This window comes from Caulobacter sp. SRI_014 (genome assembly GCF_057586315.1).
The window spans coordinates 196,828-215,456 of sequence record NZ_JBYCZQ010000002.1; the positions used below are offsets into that span (position 1 = coordinate 196,828).

Here is an 18,629-nt window from a genome sequence, read left to right on the forward strand (position 1 = left end):
TGGTCATTCGCTCACCGGATCGAGCCGTTTCTTTCTCGGCCGCTCGCGCATGACGCCGGGATAGCCCTTCAGCGGGCCAAGCGGCTCGCCCCAGTAGGTCCAGTCGGCGCGTTCGGTGAGGTTCATGTGGTAGCGCGGCTCGCGGCCCGTGCGTTCGGGAAAGAGGCTGCGGGGGATGTTGATGAAGCGGGGGGAGCGGGCCTTCTCATAGGACACCGGCGTGCCGCAGCGGCGGCAGAAGCTGCGGGTGGTGCGGTTCGCCTCGTCCTCGTAGCGGGTGAGCTGGTCCTCGCCCTCCAGCCAGCGGAAACGGCTCTTCCAGGTTCCGACATAGGTGGCGTAGGCGCAGCCCTGGGCCCGGCGGCTGGCCTCGCCGTGGTCGTGCCAGGCCCAGACGGCGGGAACGTCGATCTCGAAGCGGACGGCGCCGCAGACGCAGGCGCCTTCGGACTGGACGGCGGACCCCTTGCTCATTTGCGGGCGCGCAACAGGAAGGTCAGGAACAGGGCCGCGAAGGCCAGGTCGACCAGGGTCAGCGGAAAGCCCGACATCGGCGCATGACCGGCCTGGACGTTGAGCCAGTAGATCAATGGCAGGGGCGTCTTGCCGATCACCCCCATCCAGACAATGCCGCGATTGGCGACGGGATCGCGGGCGACCATGGCATAGCCGACGCCGAACACGGCGATCAGGGCGCCTGCCACCTGGGCGTTGAGGACATTGGACACCGGCTGGCCCAGCGCCGCGTAGAAGGCGGCCGGGGCGATCAACAGCGGCAGGCCGACGGCCAGATTGAACAGGGCGGCGACGGCGAAGACGGCTTTCCAGAAGCGCATGATGTCCCCCCAAGGACGCGCCGGGCCGACGACGGCCGTTATCGAAGCGCGGACCATTATACCAACACCGAAAAGGGCGAGCACGGCGCGATTTCTCTGCAGGCCCTGTCGGCGTTGGCTTTGGGGGTGATCCGGCCGCCGTAAAGGTTGATCCGCGCGTTGGCGCCGCGTTGAGATCGGGGCGGGAAATGTTGACGGCCGGTGATGACCCGGCGCCTACGCCCCGCTTCGCGGCCAGCTGCGGCCCGGAATGAGTGATGAATAAGTCTAGACATATTCAGCGGGGGCTCGTGAACCTCCGCCGCCGCGTTACATTCCCTCTCGATGCGCGCCTTTGCCCGCCTGCTCGACCGGCTCAGCCTCACCGCTTCGCGCAACGCCAAGCTGGTGCTGGTGCGCGACTTCCTGTCGAGTCAGCCCGATCCCGATCGGGGCTGGGCGCTGGCGGCGATGACCGGCGAACTCAGCTTCTCCGCCGCCAAGCCGGCGGCTATCCGCAAGGCGGTCGAGGCGCGGATGGATCCGGTGCTGTTCGGCTGGTCCTACGACTATGTCGGGGATCTGGCCGAGACCGTGGCCCTGGTCTGGCCGGCCGAGCGCGGCGCCAACCGGGAGCCAGAACTTTCCGAGGTGATCGACGCCCTGCGCACGGCCAAGCGCGGCGAGGTCCAGCCGATGATCGAGCGCTGGCTCGACGCCCTGGAGCCGGACGGACGCTGGGCCCTGCTGAAGCTGCTGACCGGCGGCTTGCGCGTCGGGTTCTCGGCCCGGCTGGCCAAGCAGGCCTGCGCCGATCTGGCCGCCCTGCACGGTCAGGCCATCGGCGTGCCGCAGATCGAAGAGGTCTGGCATGCGATGGAGCCGCCCTACGAGGACCTGTTCGCCTGGCTGGAGGGACGGTCCGAGGCGCCCAGCGCCGACAATCCGGGACGGTTCCGGTCGGTGATGCTGGCCCATCCGATCGACGAGGACAGCGATTTCGCCAAGCTCGATCCGGCCGACTACGCCGCCGAATGGAAATGGGACGGCATCCGCATCCAGGCGGTCAGCGAACGGGGCGAGCGGCGGCTCTACACCCGCACCGGCGACGACATCAGCCACACCTTCCCCGATGTCCTGGCGCATATGAGCTTCGAGGGGGCCATCGACGGCGAACTGCTGGTCATCCGCGATGGGGCGCTGGCCAGCTTCGGCGACCTGCAGCAGCGGCTGAACCGCAAGAGCGTCGATGCGAAGATGATGCAGGCCTATCCGGCCGCCATCCGCGCCTACGACCTGCTGCTCGACGGCGAGACGGACCTGCGCGACCTGCCCTTCGCCGAGCGTCGCAAGCGGCTGGAGGCCTTTGTGGCGAACGCCGCCTCGCCGCGCATCGACCTGTCACCCATGCAGCCGTTCGAAACCTGGGAGGGGCTGGCGGCCCTGAGGGCCAATCCGCCGGAGGGCGATGCGGCCCTGTCCGAAGGGCTGATGCTCAAGCGCTGGGACAGCCTCTATGAGGCCGGCCGGCCGCGCGGGCCGTGGTTCAAGTGGAAGCGCGATCCGCATCTGATCGATGCGGTGCTGATGTACGCCCAGCGGGGTCACGGCAAGCGCTCGAGCTTCTATTCCGACTACACCTTCGGGGTCTGGCGCGAGGACGAGGCGGGCAATCGGGCCCTGACGCCGGTCGGCAAGGCCTACTTCGGCTTCACCGACGAGGAGCTGAAGCAGCTCGACAAGTTCGTGCGCGACAACACCATCGACCGTTTCGGGCCGGTGCGGTCGGTGAAGGCGAACCTCGACTTCGGCCTGGTGCTGGAGGTGGCGTTCGAGGGGCTGCAGCGCTCCAGCCGCCACAAGAGCGGGGTGGCCATGCGCTTTCCCCGCATCAGCCGCATCCGCTGGGACAAGCCGGCACGCGAAGCCGACGAACTGGAGACACTGGAGCGGATGCTCGATTAGGGTAGGCGTGAACGGAGACCCGCATGCTCGCCCTCTACGGCCACCATTTCTCGTCCTACACCCAGAAGGCCAAGACGGCCCTCTATGAGAACGACACCCCTTTCGAGTTCCGCGAGATCGGGCCGGACACGCCCGAGCATGTCGACACCTGGCTGGCGAACTGGCCGATCGCCAAGTTCCCGATGCTGGTCGATGGCGACCGCAAGGTGGTCGAGACCAGCATCATCATCGAATACCTGCAGATGACCCATCCGGGGCCGGTGCGGCTGATTCCGGACGATCCGATGGCGGCGCTGCAGGTGCGGTTCATGGACCGCTTCTTCGACCTGCACGTCATGGACGCCCAGCAGGTCGCCGTGGCCAGCAAGCTCGGCCACATTCCGATGACGCCCGAGGACGGGCTGGAGCTGGCCCATACGCGGCTGCGCAGGGCGTACAACTGGCTGGAGGGGACGCTGGCCGGCAAGACCTGGGCCTGCGGCGAGGATTACAGCATGGCCGACACGGCGGCATCGATGTCGCTGTTCTACGCCGACTGGGTGCTGGAGATCACCGATGAGTGGCCGGTGCTGCGGGCGTATCGCCAGAGGCTGCTAAGGCGGCCGTCGTTCGCCCGCTGCGTCGAGGAGGCCCGCTACTTCCGCGCGTTCTTCCCGCTGGGGGCGCCGGACCGGGACTAGGTCAGCGAGCGGAAGGCGACATAGGCCGCCGCCAGCAGGATCATGCCGGCGAACAGGCGGCGTGCGAGGCCTGCCCGGCTCGCCAGTTTCCGGGCCAGCGGCACGCCCGCGACCGTTCCCGCCGCGCCGCCGGCGACCAGCAGGCCGAACAGCGGCCAGTCGACCCAGCCGGACGCGGCGTAGTTGAGGCTGGTCGCGGCGCCGAACAGGCTGACCGAGACCAGGGAGGAGGCGGCGGCGTTGGCCAGGGTCATGCCGGTGGCGGCCATCAGGCCTGGCGCGATCAGGAAGCCGCCGCCGATACCGAAGAAACCGGCGGCCAGGCCGGTGACGGCGCCGACCGGCGCCAGCTTCAGGGTCAGGCCGGGCGTCAGATGGACGGCGGGATCACCCTCGTTCTTCTTCGGGAGCAGCATCGACACCGCGACGGCGGCCATGGCGACGGCGAACCAGACCATCAGCGAACGGCCATCGATGCTCTTGGCCAGGGTCGAGCCGACCAGGGACCCGGCCAGGCCGGAGCCGCCGAAGACCAGGGCGCAGGGCCACTTCACCCGCCCGGCCCGGGCCTGGGCGGCCAGGCCGCCGAGCGCATTGACGGCCACCGCCGCCGCCGAGGTGCCGATGGCCAGATGGGCGTCGCCGACCCCCACCGCATAGAGCAGCAGGGGCGTGGCCAGGACCGAGCCGCCGCCGCCGAACACCGACAGCAACAGCCCGACCACCGCCCCGCTGGCCAGGGCGGCGAGCACCGTGATCAGGGTGAGGGTCATGGGATCAGGCTTACCTGCGGTTCCAGGGGGCCATGGCCAACAGGTTGGCCATGCCGCAGAAGCCGCTCACACCGGCGAACAGCAGACCCGCGCCGATGGCGCCCGACAGCAGATGCCACAGCGGATCGACCAGGAAGCCGAGCACCGCGCCGGTCAGGGCCAGGCCGCCGGCGGCGATCTGCACCTGGCGCATCATCTCCAGCGGCGCCTTGCGGTTTTCGGCGACCGGTAGGCCGGCGGCGCGCCAGGCGTCCAGCCCGCCGTTCAGCACATAGGCCTGGCCGTCGATGCGGTCGGCCAGGCGGTCGCAGTTGGCGCCGGTGCGCATGCCGGTCCGGCAGGTGAAGACCACATGCCGGTCGGGCTCGATGATCAGGTGGGCGGCTTCAAAATCCGAAAGTGGACGGTTCAGGGCGCCCTTCACATGGGCGCGGGCGAATTCGTCAGGTTCGCGGATATCGACAAGGGTGGCGCGGCCGGAGGCCAGGCGGGTTGCGAGTTCGGCGGGTTCAATCGGCAGCAGGCGGGCGATCATCGGGGTGGATCCTCATATCCGGGGGGCAGAAGATCTCGGCGAGCGTCGCCACCACCTTGATCGCGGCGGGGTCCTCGATCCGGTACCAGATCGTCTGGCCCTCGCGGCGAGTCGCCACGATGGCCTCCTCGCGCAGCACCGCCAGGTGCTGCGACAGGGCCGATTGCGAGAGGCCGACGAGGGACTGAAGGTCCCCCACCGAACGCTCGCCGTCGGTCAACTGGCACAGGATCATCAGACGCCGCTCGTTGCCGAGCGCCTTCAGCAGCTTTGCAGCTTCCGTGGCGCTGGCCTCGAACCGGGTGATGTCAAAGTTCGCGAGATCGAACATGGCCCCAACATATGAGTTATTGCTAATTTAGCAAGACCTAATATATAGATCTCATCCTGTTTCACCGGAGGCCGCCATGGCGCCCGTCATCCAATCCTTCTTCGACACCGCGACCAACACCGTCACCTACCTGGTCCACGATCCCGCCACCCGCAAGGCGGCGGTGATCGACCCGGTCCTCGACTTCGACCCCAAGGCCGCCCGCCTGTCCACCGTTTCGGCGCAGGCCGTGCTGACGGCGGTGCGCGAGCAGAGGCTGGAGCTTCTCTATGTGCTGGAGACCCACGCCCACGCCGACCACCTGTCGGCGGCTGATCACATCCGGCGCGAGACGGGGGCCAGGATCGTCATCGGGGCCAGGATCGTCCAGGTTCAGAAGGTGTTCGGCGACCTGTTCGAGGCCGACGACGTGGTCGGCGGAGAGAGTTTCTTCGACATCCTGATCGAGGAGGGCCAGAGCCTGCCGCTGGGCGATCTGACCATCGAGGTCTTGCACACGCCCGGGCATACGCCGGCCTGTGTGACCTACCTGATCGCGGACGCCGCCTTCGTCGGAGACACCCTGTTCATGCCGGACTACGGCACCGCCCGGGCCGATTTCCCCGGCGGGGACGCGGCGACCCTTTATCGGTCCATCCACCGGATTCTCGACCTGCCGCCGGAGACGCGCGTCTTCGTCGGTCACGACTATCTGCCGGAGGGGCGTGACGCCCATGCCTGGGAGACCACGGTCGCAGAGGAACGGGCGGGCAACCGGCACGTTCGTGATGGGATCGGAGAGGGCGAGTTCGTCGCCATGCGTCAGGCCCGGGACGCCACCCTCGCCGCGCCGACCCTCATTCTTCCCTCGCTGCAGGTGAACATCCGCGCCGGCGGGTTGCCCGCCCCATCCAGCCGCGGCCGCGTGTTCCTCCAGCTGCCGGTGAACGCGATCTAGAGCCTGCCTGTCCGCAACCGTGCTGCCCCAAAGGAAATGCCATGAGCTATTTCAACGCCCGAACCTTCCAGGACCCGTTTGAGGCGGTCATCGAGCGCACGCGCGCAGCCCTGCAGAAGCACGGCTTCGGGGTTCTGACCGACATCGATGTGCAGGCGACCCTGAAGTCCAAGATCGGCCAGGACTTCCGCCCCTACCGCATCCTCGGCGCCTGCAACCCGACCATGGCCCATGAGGCTCTGCAGCTGGAGCCGCACGTCGGGGTCATGCTGCCGTGCAACGTGATCGTTCAGCAGACCGAAGCCGGCGTCGAGGTCGCGGCGATCGATCCGGCGGCCTCGATGATGTCCATCGACAACCCGGTGCTGCAAAAGCACGCGGCTGCGGTCGGCGAGGCCCTTTCGAAGGCCCTGGCCGATATCTGACCGTCAGCCGTTGAAGCCCTTCACCGCGTCGATGATCTGCTGCTGCACGGCTTCGTCCATGTAGGGGTGCATCGGCAGGGCGAGGACGGTTTCCGCCAGGGCCTCGGTGACCGGCAGGCCGCCGGGGCCTTGCGGGAAGTGGGCGTAGGGCGCCTGAACATGCATCGGCACCGGGTAGTAGACGGCGGTCGGGACGCCTTGCGTCTTCAGGTGGGCGGCGAGGCCGTCGCGGTTCTCGTGCTCGATGACGTACTGGGCCCAGACCGACTGGCCACCGTCGATGACCTTCGGGGTCGAGGTGACGGAACCGGCGAGACCCGCGGCGTAGCGGTCGGCCACGGTCTGACGCAGGACAATCTCCTCCGGGAAAATGGCCAGTTTCTCGATCAGGATGGCGGCCTGGATGCTGTCCAGGCGGCTGTTCATGCCGATGCGGGTGTTGAGGTACTTGGTCTCGTGCTCGAAGGTGCGGCCGACCAGGTCCGGGGTCACCGCCTTGCCGTGGACGCGGTAGCTGTCCATCAGGTCCCAGAGCTCCTGGTCCCTAGCGATCACCGCCCCGCCGTCGCCGTAGCAGCCGAGCGGCTTGGCCGGGAAGAAGCTGGTGGTGGCCACATCGGCCCAGTGGATGGGGTGGTGGCCGTTCAGGGTGCAGCCGAAGCCCTGGGCGCTGTCGCTGATCAGCTTGAGGCCGTGCTTGTCACAGATGGCGCGCAGGGCCGGGTAGTCGGCCGGCTGGCCGAACAGGTCGACGGCGATGACGACGGCGGGACGCAGGCGGCCCTCGTCCTTGATGGCCTGGATGGTCGCCTCGAGGTGGGCCGGGTCCATGTTGAAGGTGTCGGGCAGCACGTCAACGAACACCGGCGTGGCGCCCGTCCAGGGCACGACTTCCGGCGTCGCGGCGAAGGTGAAGCTCGGGCAGAAGACCGCGTCGCCCTGGCCGATCCCCCAGGCCATCAGCGGCAGGGCGATGGCGTCGGTGCCGTTGGCGCAGCTGAGCGCCAGGGGGGCCTGGCCGAAGGCGGCCAGTTCGGCTTCGAACTGGCGGACTTCCGGGCCCATGACATAGGCGCCGTGATCGAGGACGCGGGCGATGCCGGCGTCGATGCGGTCGCGGATCCGGCGCTGCTGCGCGGCGAGGTCGATGAAGGCGATGCTCATGGCGGGGGCCTCTACGCCTGTGGCGCGACTTATTCGAGACAAAGGCTGTAACCGGATGTTTCCCCTAAGAGCCCGTCAGGCGGAAGTGGTTCCGGTTCCGCCGCCCGGACGGGCTCTCAGGTATTGTGGACGACCCTTTTTATCCGGATCGGACGAAAGGTCCGATCCGGAAAGGGTCGGCCGTTCCGGAACGCCAGCCAGAATCAGGCCGTTTGCCGTCCTCCGGTCAAACGAGTCAGTTAGAAGGGGACCATGAGCAACTTCAACCTGGCCGAGGTTCCGCGCCTGATCCCCAAGGTGCGGCCCGAAGAGATCGTCGCCGCCGACCTGGTCGACCGGGCGACCCAGATCGCCATCGACCTGGCCGTGGCCGGCCTGATCCTGCTGGTCACCCTGTGGGCGTCGCGCTGGCTGTCGACCTTCGCCAAGAGCGCGGTGGGCCGGATGACCCGCCATTCGCCGCCGGACGCCACCCTGCAGACCTTTATAGGCTCGGCGGTGCGCTACCTGGTGATCATCGTCGGCCTGGTGGCGGTGCTGCAGCAGCTGGGGGTCAAGACCACCTCGATCCTGGCCGTGCTGGGCGCCGCCTCGCTGGCGGTCGGGCTGGCGTTGCAGGGGGCGCTGAGCAATGTCGCCGCCGGGGTGATGATCCTTGCCCTGAGGCCCTACCGCGTCGGCGACGTCATCGAGACCACGGGCCGGGTCGGCACGGTGCGGGCGCTGGACCTGTTCACCACCGAGCTGACCACGGCCGACAACCTCAAGGTCGTCATCCCCAACTCCAAGGTGTTCGGGGACGTCATCGTCAACAAGAGCTTCCACGAGCGGCGCAGGGTCGATGCGGTGTTCCGCATCCCGATCGCGGTGGACCTGGCGGCCTATGTCGCCGCCCTGAAGGCCCGCGCCGCCGCCGATCCGCGGATCATGCAGGACGCCGAGCCGGTGGTGGAGATCACCAGCATGTCGGAAGCCTGGGTCGAGGGCGCGGTCCGCGTCTGGACGATGCCGCACGACCATCCGGCGGTGATGGCCGACCTGCTGCTGGCCGCCCGCATGCTGGCGGCGGGGCAGGCGCCGCTGCCGCCGCCCGAGCTGCCCAAGCCCGCGCCGAAAGCGGCTAAGCCAAAGCCTGCGAAAGGTCTGAAATCAGGTCTTCGCAATCTTCGATCCCGACCGAAAGCCTGACCAGGCCGTCGGTGATGCCGACCGCCTGGCGTTGCTCGGGCGGGATGGAGGCGTGGGTCATGATGGCCGGATGCTCGATCAGGCTTTCGACCCCGCCCAGGGATTCGGCCAGGGTGAACAGGCGGGTTCGTTCGAGCAGCTTGCGGGAAGGCGCGAGGCCGCCCTTGATGTCGACCGAGATGATGCCGCCGAAGCCGCCGGTCATCTGCTTTTTCGCCAGTTCGTGCTGCGGGTGGGATTCCAGACCGGGGTAGATGACCTTCTCGACGGCCGGGTGCGACTCCAGCCAGCGGGCGATCTTCAGGCCGCTCTCGCAGTGGCGCTGCATGCGCAGGGCCAGGGTCTTCAGGCCTCGCAGGGCCAGGAAGCTGTCGAACGGGCCGGAGATGGCGCCGACGGCGTTCTGCAGGAACTTCAGCTGGGCGCCGAGTTCCTCGTTGTCGCCGACGATGGCGACGCCGCCGACCATATCCGAATGGCCGTTGAGGTATTTGGTTGTCGAATGGGTGACGAGATCGAAGCCCAGCTCCAGCGGGCGCTGGACATAAGGCGACGCGAAGGTGTTGTCGGCGACGGTGATCAGGCCGTGCTTCTTCGCCAGATTGGCCACAGCTTCCAGGTCGACCAGACGCAGGGTCGGATTGGTCGGGGTCTCCACCCACAGCATCTTCGTTTCGGGCCGGACGGCGGCCTCGATGGCGGCCAGGTCGCTCATGTCGACGAAGCTGAACGACAGGCCGGCGGAGCGTTTCTTGACCCGTTCGAACAGGCGGTAGCTGCCGCCGTAGAGATCATCGGTGGCGATGACGTGCGAGCCGGTGTCCAGGCACTCCATCACCGTCGCGCCGCAGGCCAGGCCGCTGGCGAAGGCGAAGGCCTGGGTCCCGCTCTCCAGGTCGGCGATGCAGCGCTCGAAGGCGAAGCGGGTCGGGTTCTGGCTGCGGGCGTATTCATAGCCCTTGTGCACGCCAGGGCTCTCCTGGGCGTAGGTGCTGGTCGCGTAGATCGGCGGCATCACCGCGCCCGTGGTCGGGTCGGGGCTCTGGCCGGCGTGGATGGTGCGGGTGGCGAAGGCCAGGCGGTTCTTGCCGTCGGTGGTCATGGGTTCAGGCCGTCCGGCGCAGGTGGTTGATGAGATCGACCCGGGTGATCAGGCCAAGGAGTTCGTCGCCGTCCATGACCACGGCCACCTCGTCCCGCTCGAACACGGGGTTGAGCGCTTCCAGCGGCTGGTGGCTTTCCAGGGTGCGGACGTTGCGGGTCATGGCGCCGCCGACCTTGGTCGCGAAGCCTTCGCCGTCGTGCGCCTTTGCCACGGCGCTCAGCACATCGCTCTCGTCGAGGATGCCGACCAGCTTGCCGTGGTCGACCACGGGGAGCTGGCTGATGTCGGCCGACCGCATGCGGTTGTAGGCGGTCAGCAGGGTGTCGTCCGGACCGATGGTGATGACGCCGCCGTCGCTGTAGCGCTTGGCGATCAGGTCGGAGATGTCGCCCCGCGCCGTGCGGTCCTCGAAGCCGTGGGCCGAAACCCACAGGTCGTTGAACATCTTGGTCAGGTATTTGGCGCCGGTGTCGCAGACCAGGCTGACGACCCGCTTGGGCTCGGTCTGCTCGCGGCAGTATTTCAGCGCCGCGGCCAGCAGGGTGCCCGAAGACGAGCCGGCCAGGATGCCCTCCTTCTGGAGGAGTTCACGCGCCGTCTCGACGCTCTCGCGGTCGCTGATGGCGTAGGCCTTCGACACCAGGTCCATCTGGGCGTTGACCGGGATGAAGTCCTCGCCGATGCCCTCGACGATCCAGCTGCCGGCTTCCCCATAGGTTCCGGTGTTGACGTAGTCGTAGAGGATCGAGCCGACCGGGTCGGCGAGGATCATCTTCGTCTTCGGGGAGGCCTTCTGGAAGTAGCGGCCAAGGCCGGTCAGGGTGCCACCCGAGCCGACGCCGACGATCACCGCGTCAAGGTCGCCGTCCATCTGGCTGAGGATTTCCGGGCCGGTGGTCTCGAAGTGGGCCTGCGGGTTGGCGGGGTTCTCGAACTGGTTGACGTACAGCGAGCCGGGCAGGCCCTGGGCGATCGTCTGGGCCATGTCCTGGTAGTATTCCGGGTGGCCCTTGCCGACGTCCGAGCGGGTGATGCGCACATCGACGCCCATGGCCCGCAGGTGAAGAATCTTCTCCCGCGCCATCTTGTCCGGCACGATGAGGATCAGCTTGTAGCCCTTCAGCGTGGCGACCTGGGCCAGACCCAGACCCGTGTTGCCGGCCGTGGCCTCGATGATGACGCCGCCGGGCTTGAGGGTTCCGTCCTTCTCGGCGGCCTCGATCATCGAGCGGGCGATGCGGTCCTTGATCGAGCCGCCGGGGTTCTGGTTTTCCAGCTTGAGGAACAGGCGGCAGGGGCCGGTGTCGATCTTGGTTACCTCGACCATGGGCGTCAGGCCGATGAGGTCAAGCGCCGAGTGCGAGGCGGCGGGCAGGTCGGTCATTTGTGCTTCCTGGATCGCCGCTTCCCCAGCGGCATGAATTGTCCCCTGCCTAGCGCGTCACGAGGCATGAAGGAAGCAAACAGAAGCGTTACAGCGGCAGACCCGTGCGCGAGGCGGCGTCGAGCAGGAAGTCTTCCAGGTCGCCCTCTTCATAGAGGTAGCCATCGATCCCCGCAGCGTTAGCCGCCTGAACGTCGGCCGGCTTGTCACCGATCATCAGGGCGCGCCTGGGATCGATGCCGAAGTCTTTCAGCGCCCGCAGCACCATGCCGGGGTTGGGCTTGCGGTCGGGATGGTCGGCCTGGCGATAACGGTCTTCGACAGCGTCCTCGTGGAAGGGGCAGAAGTAGATGCCATCGATATGGGCCCCGTCGGCGGCCAGCTGTCGCTTCATCTCGGCATGGAAGCCGTGCATCTGCTCTTCGCTGTAATAGCCCCGGCCGATCCCCGACTGGTTGGTGGCGATGGCCACGATCCCGCCGGCGGCGTTGACCCGCTTGATGGCCGCCTTGGCGCCCGGGATCCACACCAGCTTGTCCGGCTCATAGGCATAGCCGTAGTCCTCGTTGAGGACGCCGTCGCGGTCGAAGATCACGGCGAAGGGGGTAGGCATGGGCCGTATGTAGGGGGGTTCGCCGCGCCGCTCCAGAGGTTCAGGCCAGCTCGCCGGTCGCGTAGCGCTGGATCGTTTCGCCGACATTGCGGACGATCTGGTCGGTCGGCATCGCGACCACCGGGGGCAGGCGCAGGACATAGCGGCCCAGGGCCAGCCCGAGCAGTTGCGTGGCCACAAGCCCGGCGCGAACCGCTGCGGTCTCCGGCGGGCCGGCGCGGGCGATGGCCGGGAAGACCTGGGCGCGGAAGATCTCGCCCAGCCGATCGGCGGCGTCCAGATTCGAGGCCGCCGAGCGCAGCAGCACCGGCAGGCCGCCGCCCGACTGCTCGCCTTCCCACTGGTCGAGGAAGTGGCGGACCAGCCGTTCGCCGATGGTCGCCGGGTCGCCGAGGCCGACGTCCGGCAGCTTCAGGTCCGGGCTGGCGACGCGGGCGAACAACGATTCCTTGCTGCCGAAGTAGCGGATGATCATTGACGGATCGATGCGGGCCCGGGCCCCGATCTCCCGCACCGTCGTCCGCTCGAAGCCCTGGGTGGCGAACAGCTCCCGCGCCGCCGCCTCGATGGCCTCGCGGGTGCGGATCGATTTGGGCGTCGCCTTGGAAGGTTTGGCGATGGGGGTCGGTTCATTAAGCATTGGTCATTTTTGCCAACGCCTGTTGACTAATGCAAGGGCGGAAAATAAGTCAACGCTTGTTGGCAAAAAGGAGAACCCCATGTCACCCGCGAGAACCGATGTCCTGATCGTCGGCGCCGGCCCCACGGGCCTGGCGCTGGCCGCCGCCCTGCAGAAGGCCGGCGTCAACCACCTGTTGATCGACGCCTCTACCGAGGCTCACAGCACCTCACGCGCCGCGGTCGTGCACGCCCACACCCTGGAGATGCTGGACGGCATCGACATCGTCGAACCGCTTGAGGCACGCGGGCTGAAACTGTCGCGCTTCGCCATCCGCGACCGCGACCAAACCCTGCTCGACCTGCGCTTTGGTGACCTGCCGTCGGCCTTTCAGCACATCCTGATGGTCCCGCAGTCGACGACCGAGGCGGTGCTGCAGGCCCGGCTGGCCGAACTGGGCGGCCGCCTGCACCGGGGCGTCACCGCCCTGGCCGCCGTCGCGGAAGCCGGCGGCGCTGCCGTCCGGGTGCGCACGCCGGAAGGCGAGCGGACGCTGCACGCCCGCTATGTCGTCGCCGCCGACGGCATGCACAGCGCCATCCGCGAGGCGGCCGGCATCGCCTTCCCGGGCGAGGCCTATGGCGAGTCCTTCGTGCTGGCCGACGTCGAGATGGACTGGCCGCTGGGGGCCGGCGAGGTGTCGCTGTTCTTCTCGCCGGCCGGTCTGGTGGTCGTGGCTCCGCTGCCGGATGGATCCTTCCGCGTGGTGGCGACCCTGGAGAATGCCCCGGAGCATCCGACCATCGAGGTCATCCAGCAGCTGCTCGACACGCGCGGCCCGGCCAGGCAGCCCTGCCGCGTCACCGGCATAAACTGGGCCTCGCGATTCCGCGTCCATCACAGGCTGGCCGACTGCTACCGCAGCGGGCCCTTCCTGCTGATGGGCGACGCCGCTCATGTGCACAGCCCGGCCGGCGGCCAGGGGATGAACGCCGGCCTGGTCGATTCCATGGTCCTGGCCGAGGCCCTGACCCGCGTCGTGCGGGGCGGCGAGCCGGAGGCCTTGCTGGACGCCTACGCCCGGCTACGTCGCCCCGCGGCCCGGAAGGTGCTGGCCCTGGCCTCGCGGCTGACCCACTTGGCCACCCTGCGGACCGGCCGGGCCCGTTTCCTTCGCAACCTGGGTCTGCGCCTGCTGAACCGGCTGGCCCCGTTCAAGCGCAACCTGGCGCTGGGCCTCTCGGGCCTTAACCGTCGCGACGCCAGCCAGCTGCCGGCGGCGCCGAAGGGTCGCCGACCGCAGCCCAGGCCCACGCAACGGCTGGCGCCGCTTTGATCGCCTCCGGGTCGGGCGACCGCGCGCAGGACTCCGCGGTCGCCCGTCCTCTATGCTCGGCCCATGAGCCTGATGTTCACCAAGCGTCTGCGTGAGCCGATCCGGCGGGGCGAGATCGACTGCACCGTGCGCATCTGGCAGTCGGCGCGGGTCAAGGTGGGCAACCGCTACGCCATGGAGGGCGGGGCGGTGGAGGTGCTGCGCATCCGCCAGATCGAACTGGCCGACATCACCCCGGCCCTGGCCCGGCGGTCAGGGTTCGAGGGCGTGGTCGATCTGTTGAAGGTCGCCAGGCATGGGGCGGGGCAGAACGTCTACCTGATCGACTTCGTGTTTCACCCGGCCGACTGAGATCGGCGTTGGCGGCTGGACCGCGCCGCCTATTTATTTTAAGCTTAAAGCATGTCGCGGCCTGCACAGGTTCGGAACATCGCCGTCGTCGGGGCCGGCCCCGGCGGCCTTTACCTCGCCATTTCGCTGAAGCTGCGCGATCCGTCGCTCATCGTGACGGTGCATGAGCGCAACCGGCCGGACGATACCTTCGGCTGGGGGGTGGTGTTCTCGGACCAGACGCTGGCCAATCTGAAGGCCAACGACCCCGAGACGGCGGCCCTCATCGAAGCGGCCTTCGTCCACTGGGACGACATCGACGTCCACATCCATGGCCAGACGATCCGCTCCGGCGGGCATGGGTTCGCGGGGATCGGTCGTCAGCGGTTGCTCAGCATCCTGCACGAGCGGGCGCGGAGCCTTGGCGTGACCTTAAGGTTCGAGAGCGAGGTCGATCCGGCGGCGCTGGAGGCCGACCTGGTGGTCGCCGCCGACGGGCTGAACAGCCGGGCGCGCAACGAGCGGCCCGAGACCTTCGGCGTCGACATCGACGTGCGGACCAACAAATACATCTGGCTGGGTACGGCCCAAGCCTTCGACGCCTTCACCTTCGCGTTCGTCGAGACACCGCACGGCTGGATCTGGGCCCATGCCTACCGGTTCGAGGAGGGGGGCTCGACCTTCATCGTCGAATGTTCGGAGGCGACCTGGCGGGGCCTCGGCTTCGACCGCATGGACCAGGACGAGACCTGCCGGGCGGCCGAGGGGCTGTTCGCCCAGTGGCTGGGCGGCCATCCGCTGATGAGCAACGCACGGCATCTGCGCGGCTCGGCCTGGCTCAACTTCCCGCGCGTGGCCTGTTCGAACTGGCGGGACGGCAATCTGGTCCTGCTGGGCGACGCGGCCCACACGGCCCACTTCTCCATCGGCTCAGGCACCAAGCTGGCCTTCGAGGACGCCATCCGGCTGGCGCAGGCTGTGACCGGGGGCGGCGATCTCGATGCGGCCTTGAGCGACTACGAGGCCGAGCGGCGGGTCGAGGTGCTGAAGCTGCAGAGCGCGGCCCGCAACTCGACCGAATGGTTCGAGACCCTGGAGCGCTACACCGGCCTCGATCCGCTGCAGTTCGCCTACAGCCTGCTGACCCGCAGCCAGCGGGTCAGCCATGAGAACCTGCGGCTGCGCGACGGCGATTTCCTGTCGGGGCTGGAGCGCTGGTTCGCCGACCAGGCCGGGGCGCCGCCGAGCCGGAAAATCCCGCCGCCTATGTTCACGCCGTTGCGGCTGCGGGGGCTGACCATCCCCAACCGCGTCGTGGTCTCGCCGATGTGCATGTACTCGGCAGAGGATGGGCTGGTGGGTGACTTCCACCTCGTCCACCTCGGCGGCCGGGCGTTGGGCGGGGCGGGCCTGGTCTTCACCGAGATGACCGACGTGAGCGCCGACGGGCGGATCACGCCGGGCTGCGCCGGCATGTACCGCGAGGATCACCGTGACGCCTGGAGCCGGATCGTCGACTTCATCCATGCCCAGGGCAGCCGCATCTGCCAGCAGCTGGCCCATGCCGGGCGCAAGGGGTCTGTCGAACGGCCCTGGGGACCGCGCGCCGACCTGCCGCTCGAAGAAGGCTGGGAGCTGATCGCTCCCTCGCCGATCGCCTGGTCCGAGCGTGATCAGGTCCCGCGCGAGATGACCCGCGCCGACATGGACCGGGTCACCGCCGACTTCGTCCGCGCCACCCGGCTGGCCGACGAGGCCGGATTCGACATGGTCGAGCTGCACTGCGCCCACGGCTATCTGCTGTCGTCCTTCCTGACGCCCGTCTCCAACCACCGCACGGACGCGTACGGCGGATCGCTGGAGAACCGCCTGCGCTTCCCGCTGGAAGTCTTCGCCGCCATGCGCGCCGTCTGGCCGGACGACAAGCCGATGTCGGTGCGGCTGTCGGCGACCGACTGGGTGGACGATGGCATCACGCCCGAAGAGTCCGTCGCCATCGCCCGCGCCTTCGCCGAGGCCGGCTGCGACCTGATCGACGTCTCGGCCGGCCAGACCAGTGAAGACGCCCAGCCGATCTACGGCCGCATGTTCCAGACCCCGTTCAGCGACCGCATCCGCAACGAGGCGGGGGTGGCGACCATGGCGGTCGGCAACATCTTCGAGACCGACCACGTTAACTCGATCCTGGCCGCCGGCCGGGCCGACCTCTGCGCCCTGGCCCGGCCGCATCTGGCCGATCCGAACTGGACCCTGCGGGCCGCCGCCGAGCAGGGCTGGTTCGCTGCCCCGCCGCCCATGCAGTACCTGGCCGGCTTCGCCCAGCTGGCCCGCAATCTTGCCAGAAACACTCAACGGCAGCAGCAGGCGGGACCGGTATGAGCCTGAAGGGCAGACACGCCGTGGTCACCGGGGCCGGCTCGGGCATCGGCCGGGCCTGCGTCGTGGCGCTGGCCGGCGCAGGGGCCTCGGTCACCCTGATCGGCCGTCGGCACGACGCGCTGGAAGAGACCCGGGGGCTGATCGGCGAGGCGGCCGCTGTGGCCGCCGCCGACGTTACCGACGCGGCCGCCCTAGCGACGGCGCTGGAGCGGGGTCGGATGCAGTTCGGACCCATCGACATCCTGATCAACAACGCCGGCGGGACCAGCTCCGCGCCGTTCCTGAAAACCAGCGCCGCCAACCTGCGCGCCTCTCTGGCGCTCAATCTGGAAGCTCCGGCCGAGGCGGCGCGTCAGGTGCTGCCGGTCATGCTGGAGCGGGGCTGGGGGCGGATCGTCAATGTCGCCTCGACGGCGGGCTTGAAGGGCTACGGCTACGTCAGCGCCTATGTCGCCGCCAAGCACGGGCTGGTCGGCCTGACCCGGGCCCTGGCCCTGGAGGTCGCGGCCAGGGGGGTGACCGTCAACGCCGTCTGTCCGGGTTTCACCGACACCGACCTGGTCGCCCGCTCGGTGCAGGCCCTGGTGGGCAAGACCGGGCGCAGCGAGGACGAAGCCCGGGCCGCCCTGTTCGCCACCAACCCGCTTGGCCGGCTGATCACGCCGCCGGAGGTCGCCGCCCTGGTGCTGTGGCTGTGCGGCGAGGAGGCGGGCGCCGTCAACGGCGCGGCCCTGCCGATCGCCGGGGGCGAACTGTGAGCCCCCTGCCCGACCGCCTCGGCGGCGCGCCGGATGGCAAGCGCTCCCTGCGCCTTTGGCTGCGGCTGCTGACCTGTTCGACGGCCATCGAGCAGCGGATTTCCCAGCGGCTGCGGGATGACTTCGGCTCGACCCTGCCCCGCTTCGACATGCTGTCGGCGCTCGACCGCGCGGGAGCCAAGGGCCTAACCATGGGCGAGGTGTCGCGCATGCTGATGGTCAGCAACGGCAACGTTACGGGCCTGGCCGCCCGCTTGAAGGCCGACGGCATGATCGAAGGCCTCGACGGCCCCGACCGCCGGGCGCGTCGGGTGCGGATCACACCGCTGGGCCAGGCGCGGTTCGACGAGATGGCCGCCGCCCACGAACACTGGATCGAAACCCTGCTCTCCGGCCTGGGCGCCGGCGAGGCCGAGGACCTGACCCGCCTGCTGGAGCGAACCAAGAAATCGCTGCAGGCCACTGCCGGAGGAACCAACCCATGAAGGCGAGCGACTATCGCGCCGAGCATTTCCTGTGGTCCGTCGAGGACGGGGTCGGGACCCTGACCCTCAACCGGCCGGAGCGGAAGAACCCGCTGACCTTCGAGAGCTACGCCGAGATGCGCGATCTGTTCCGCGCCCTCGCCGGCGCAGACGACTGCAAGGCGATCATCGTCACCGGGGCCGGCGGCAACTTCTCCTCCGGCGGCGATGTGCATGAGATCATCGGGCCGCTGACGAAGATGAGCATGCCCGACCTGCTCGCCTTCACCCACATGACCGGCGACCTGGTGAAAGCCATGCGGGCCTGTCCCCAGCCGCTGATCGCCGCCATCGACGGGGTCTGCGCCGGGGCCGGGGCGATCATGGCCATGGCAAGCGACATGCGGATCGCCACGCCCAAGGCCAAGACCGCCTTCCTGTTCACCCGCGTCGGCCTGGCCGGCTGCGACATGGGCGCCTGCGCCATCCTGCCCCGGCTGATCGGCCAGGGCCGGGCCTCGGAACTGCTGTTCACCGGACGGGTCATGACCGCCGAGGAAGGTGAGCGCTGGGGCTTCCACAATCGGCTGGTCGAGTCCGAGGCGCTGATGGCCACGGCCCGCGAGCTGGCGGTCGGCCTGGCGACGGGTCCGACCTTCGCCCATGGCATGACCAAGACCCAGCTCAACGTCGAATGGGACATGAGCCTCGACGCCGCCATCGAGGCCGAGGCCCAGGCCCAGGCCATCTGCATGCAGACCCAGGATTTCCGCCGCGCCTACGAGGCCTTCGCCGCCAAGCGCCAGCCGGTGTTCGAGGGGAACTAGG

The 18,629-nt window shown here is 68.6% G+C and carries 21 protein-coding genes; 11 read left to right on the forward strand and 10 right to left on the reverse strand.

Annotated elements, in window-relative coordinates; all coding sequences use genetic code 11:
* Nucleotides 1-3: 3 nt before the first annotated feature.
* Together AC2YG9_RS06380 and AC2YG9_RS06385 are read right to left on the reverse strand one after the other, a co-directional pair.
* A complete protein-coding gene (locus AC2YG9_RS06380; RefSeq protein ID WP_487297112.1) occupies nucleotides 4-474 on the reverse strand; it encodes a GFA family protein in 471 nt (156 codons plus the stop codon).
* A complete protein-coding gene (locus AC2YG9_RS06385) occupies nucleotides 471-836 on the reverse strand; it encodes a hypothetical protein (RefSeq protein ID WP_487297113.1) in 366 nt (121 codons plus the stop codon). The genes AC2YG9_RS06380 and AC2YG9_RS06385 overlap by 4 nt, the downstream gene beginning before the upstream one ends.
* Before the next feature lie 324 nt (nucleotides 837-1,160).
* Between AC2YG9_RS06385 and AC2YG9_RS06390 the strand changes: the two genes are divergently transcribed.
* Together AC2YG9_RS06390 and AC2YG9_RS06395 are read left to right on the forward strand one after the other, a co-directional pair.
* Nucleotides 1,161-2,780: a cisplatin damage response ATP-dependent DNA ligase gene (locus AC2YG9_RS06390; protein WP_487297114.1), complete on the forward strand. Its 1,620-nt coding sequence runs from the start codon at nucleotides 1,161-1,163 to the stop codon at nucleotides 2,778-2,780.
* 23 nt (nucleotides 2,781-2,803) lie between these two features.
* A complete protein-coding gene (locus tag AC2YG9_RS06395) occupies nucleotides 2,804-3,460 on the forward strand; it encodes a glutathione S-transferase family protein (RefSeq protein WP_487297115.1) in 657 nt (218 codons plus the stop codon).
* Here AC2YG9_RS06395 and AC2YG9_RS06400 read toward each other — a convergent pair.
* The 3 genes from AC2YG9_RS06400 to AC2YG9_RS06410 are packed head-to-tail and all read right to left on the reverse strand — an operon-like array spanning nucleotide 3,457 to nucleotide 5,099.
* The gene (locus AC2YG9_RS06400) at nucleotides 3,457-4,233 is read right to left on the reverse strand and encodes a sulfite exporter TauE/SafE family protein (protein WP_487297116.1); all 777 of its coding nucleotides are present in this window, start codon (nucleotides 4,231-4,233) and stop codon (nucleotides 3,457-3,459) included. The genes AC2YG9_RS06395 and AC2YG9_RS06400 overlap by 4 nt on opposite strands.
* A 10-nt stretch (nucleotides 4,234-4,243) precedes the next feature.
* Nucleotides 4,244-4,768 carry a rhodanese family protein gene (locus AC2YG9_RS06405; protein WP_487297117.1) on the reverse strand — a complete coding sequence of 175 codons (525 nt, stop codon included), beginning with the start codon at nucleotides 4,766-4,768 and terminating at the stop codon, nucleotides 4,244-4,246.
* Nucleotides 4,743-5,099, reverse strand: a complete 357-nt coding sequence (locus tag AC2YG9_RS06410) for an ArsR/SmtB family transcription factor (RefSeq protein ID WP_487297118.1) — start codon at nucleotides 5,097-5,099, stop codon at nucleotides 4,743-4,745. The genes AC2YG9_RS06405 and AC2YG9_RS06410 overlap by 26 nt, the downstream gene beginning before the upstream one ends.
* Before the next feature lie 76 nt (nucleotides 5,100-5,175).
* On the opposite strand from AC2YG9_RS06410, the gene AC2YG9_RS06415 reads away from it, so the two are divergent.
* Both AC2YG9_RS06415 and AC2YG9_RS06420 read left to right on the forward strand, forming a co-directional pair.
* A complete protein-coding gene (locus tag AC2YG9_RS06415) occupies nucleotides 5,176-6,036 on the forward strand; it encodes an MBL fold metallo-hydrolase (protein WP_487297119.1) in 861 nt (286 codons plus the stop codon).
* A 41-nt stretch (nucleotides 6,037-6,077) separates the two neighbouring features.
* On the forward strand, nucleotides 6,078-6,461 hold the full coding sequence (locus AC2YG9_RS06420) for a DUF302 domain-containing protein (RefSeq protein WP_487297120.1): 384 nt from the start codon (nucleotides 6,078-6,080) through the stop codon (nucleotides 6,459-6,461).
* Between the two features lie 3 nt (nucleotides 6,462-6,464).
* Here the strand turns inward: AC2YG9_RS06420 and AC2YG9_RS06425 are convergent, their stop codons facing one another.
* Complete coding sequence (locus tag AC2YG9_RS06425) at nucleotides 6,465-7,625, reverse strand: DegT/DnrJ/EryC1/StrS family aminotransferase (RefSeq protein WP_487297121.1); 1,161 nt, start codon at nucleotides 7,623-7,625, stop codon at nucleotides 6,465-6,467.
* A 252-nt stretch (nucleotides 7,626-7,877) separates the two neighbouring features.
* On the opposite strand from AC2YG9_RS06425, the gene AC2YG9_RS06430 reads away from it, so the two are divergent.
* The gene (locus AC2YG9_RS06430) at nucleotides 7,878-8,813 is read left to right on the forward strand and encodes a mechanosensitive ion channel family protein (protein ID WP_487297122.1); all 936 of its coding nucleotides are present in this window, start codon (nucleotides 7,878-7,880) and stop codon (nucleotides 8,811-8,813) included.
* Here the strand turns inward: AC2YG9_RS06430 and AC2YG9_RS06435 are convergent.
* The 4 genes from AC2YG9_RS06435 to AC2YG9_RS06450 all read right to left on the reverse strand — a co-directional run bounded on the left by AC2YG9_RS06435 (nucleotide 8,746) and on the right by AC2YG9_RS06450 (nucleotide 12,555).
* Nucleotides 8,746-9,915 carry a cystathionine gamma-synthase gene (locus AC2YG9_RS06435; protein WP_487297123.1) on the reverse strand — a complete coding sequence of 390 codons (1,170 nt, stop codon included), beginning with the start codon at nucleotides 9,913-9,915 and terminating at the stop codon, nucleotides 8,746-8,748. The two genes, AC2YG9_RS06430 and AC2YG9_RS06435, sit on opposite strands and share 68 nt — an antisense overlap.
* Nucleotides 9,916-9,919: 4 nt before the next feature.
* Nucleotides 9,920-11,302, reverse strand: a complete 1,383-nt coding sequence (locus tag AC2YG9_RS06440) for a pyridoxal-phosphate dependent enzyme (RefSeq protein WP_487297124.1) — start codon at nucleotides 11,300-11,302, stop codon at nucleotides 9,920-9,922.
* An 88-nt stretch (nucleotides 11,303-11,390) separates the two neighbouring features.
* Nucleotides 11,391-11,915 carry a D-glycero-alpha-D-manno-heptose-1,7-bisphosphate 7-phosphatase gene (locus AC2YG9_RS06445; protein ID WP_487297125.1) on the reverse strand — a complete coding sequence of 175 codons (525 nt, stop codon included), beginning with the start codon at nucleotides 11,913-11,915 and terminating at the stop codon, nucleotides 11,391-11,393.
* Nucleotides 11,916-11,955: 40 nt separating this feature from the next.
* Nucleotides 11,956-12,555, reverse strand: coding sequence for a TetR/AcrR family transcriptional regulator (locus AC2YG9_RS06450; RefSeq protein WP_487297126.1), 600 nt, complete (start codon nucleotides 12,553-12,555; stop codon nucleotides 11,956-11,958).
* Nucleotides 12,556-12,634: 79 nt separating this feature from the next.
* On the opposite strand from AC2YG9_RS06450, the gene AC2YG9_RS06455 reads away from it, so the two are divergent.
* The 6 genes from AC2YG9_RS06455 (at nucleotide 12,635) to AC2YG9_RS06480 (ending at nucleotide 18,628) form a co-directional block, all read left to right on the forward strand.
* A complete protein-coding gene (locus AC2YG9_RS06455) occupies nucleotides 12,635-13,870 on the forward strand; it encodes an FAD-dependent monooxygenase (protein ID WP_487297127.1) in 1,236 nt (411 codons plus the stop codon).
* Nucleotides 13,871-13,933: 63 nt separating this feature from the next.
* Nucleotides 13,934-14,221 carry an ASCH domain-containing protein gene (locus AC2YG9_RS06460; RefSeq protein ID WP_487297128.1) on the forward strand — a complete coding sequence of 96 codons (288 nt, stop codon included), beginning with the start codon at nucleotides 13,934-13,936 and terminating at the stop codon, nucleotides 14,219-14,221.
* A 51-nt stretch (nucleotides 14,222-14,272) separates the two neighbouring features.
* Nucleotides 14,273-16,579 (forward strand): bifunctional salicylyl-CoA 5-hydroxylase/oxidoreductase, encoded by a 2,307-nt coding sequence (locus AC2YG9_RS06465; RefSeq protein ID WP_487297129.1) that lies wholly within the window; start codon nucleotides 14,273-14,275, stop codon nucleotides 16,577-16,579.
* Nucleotides 16,576-17,337, forward strand: coding sequence for an SDR family NAD(P)-dependent oxidoreductase (locus AC2YG9_RS06470; RefSeq protein WP_487297130.1), 762 nt, complete (start codon nucleotides 16,576-16,578; stop codon nucleotides 17,335-17,337). Before AC2YG9_RS06465 ends, AC2YG9_RS06470 begins: the two co-directional genes overlap by 4 nt.
* The gene (locus AC2YG9_RS06475; protein WP_487297131.1) at nucleotides 17,334-17,822 is read left to right on the forward strand and encodes a MarR family winged helix-turn-helix transcriptional regulator; all 489 of its coding nucleotides are present in this window, start codon (nucleotides 17,334-17,336) and stop codon (nucleotides 17,820-17,822) included. Before AC2YG9_RS06470 ends, AC2YG9_RS06475 begins: the two co-directional genes overlap by 4 nt.
* Nucleotides 17,819-18,628: an enoyl-CoA hydratase family protein gene (locus tag AC2YG9_RS06480; protein WP_487297132.1), complete on the forward strand. Its 810-nt coding sequence runs from the start codon at nucleotides 17,819-17,821 to the stop codon at nucleotides 18,626-18,628. The genes AC2YG9_RS06475 and AC2YG9_RS06480 overlap by 4 nt, the downstream gene beginning before the upstream one ends.
* Nucleotide 18,629: the final 1 nt, after the last annotated feature.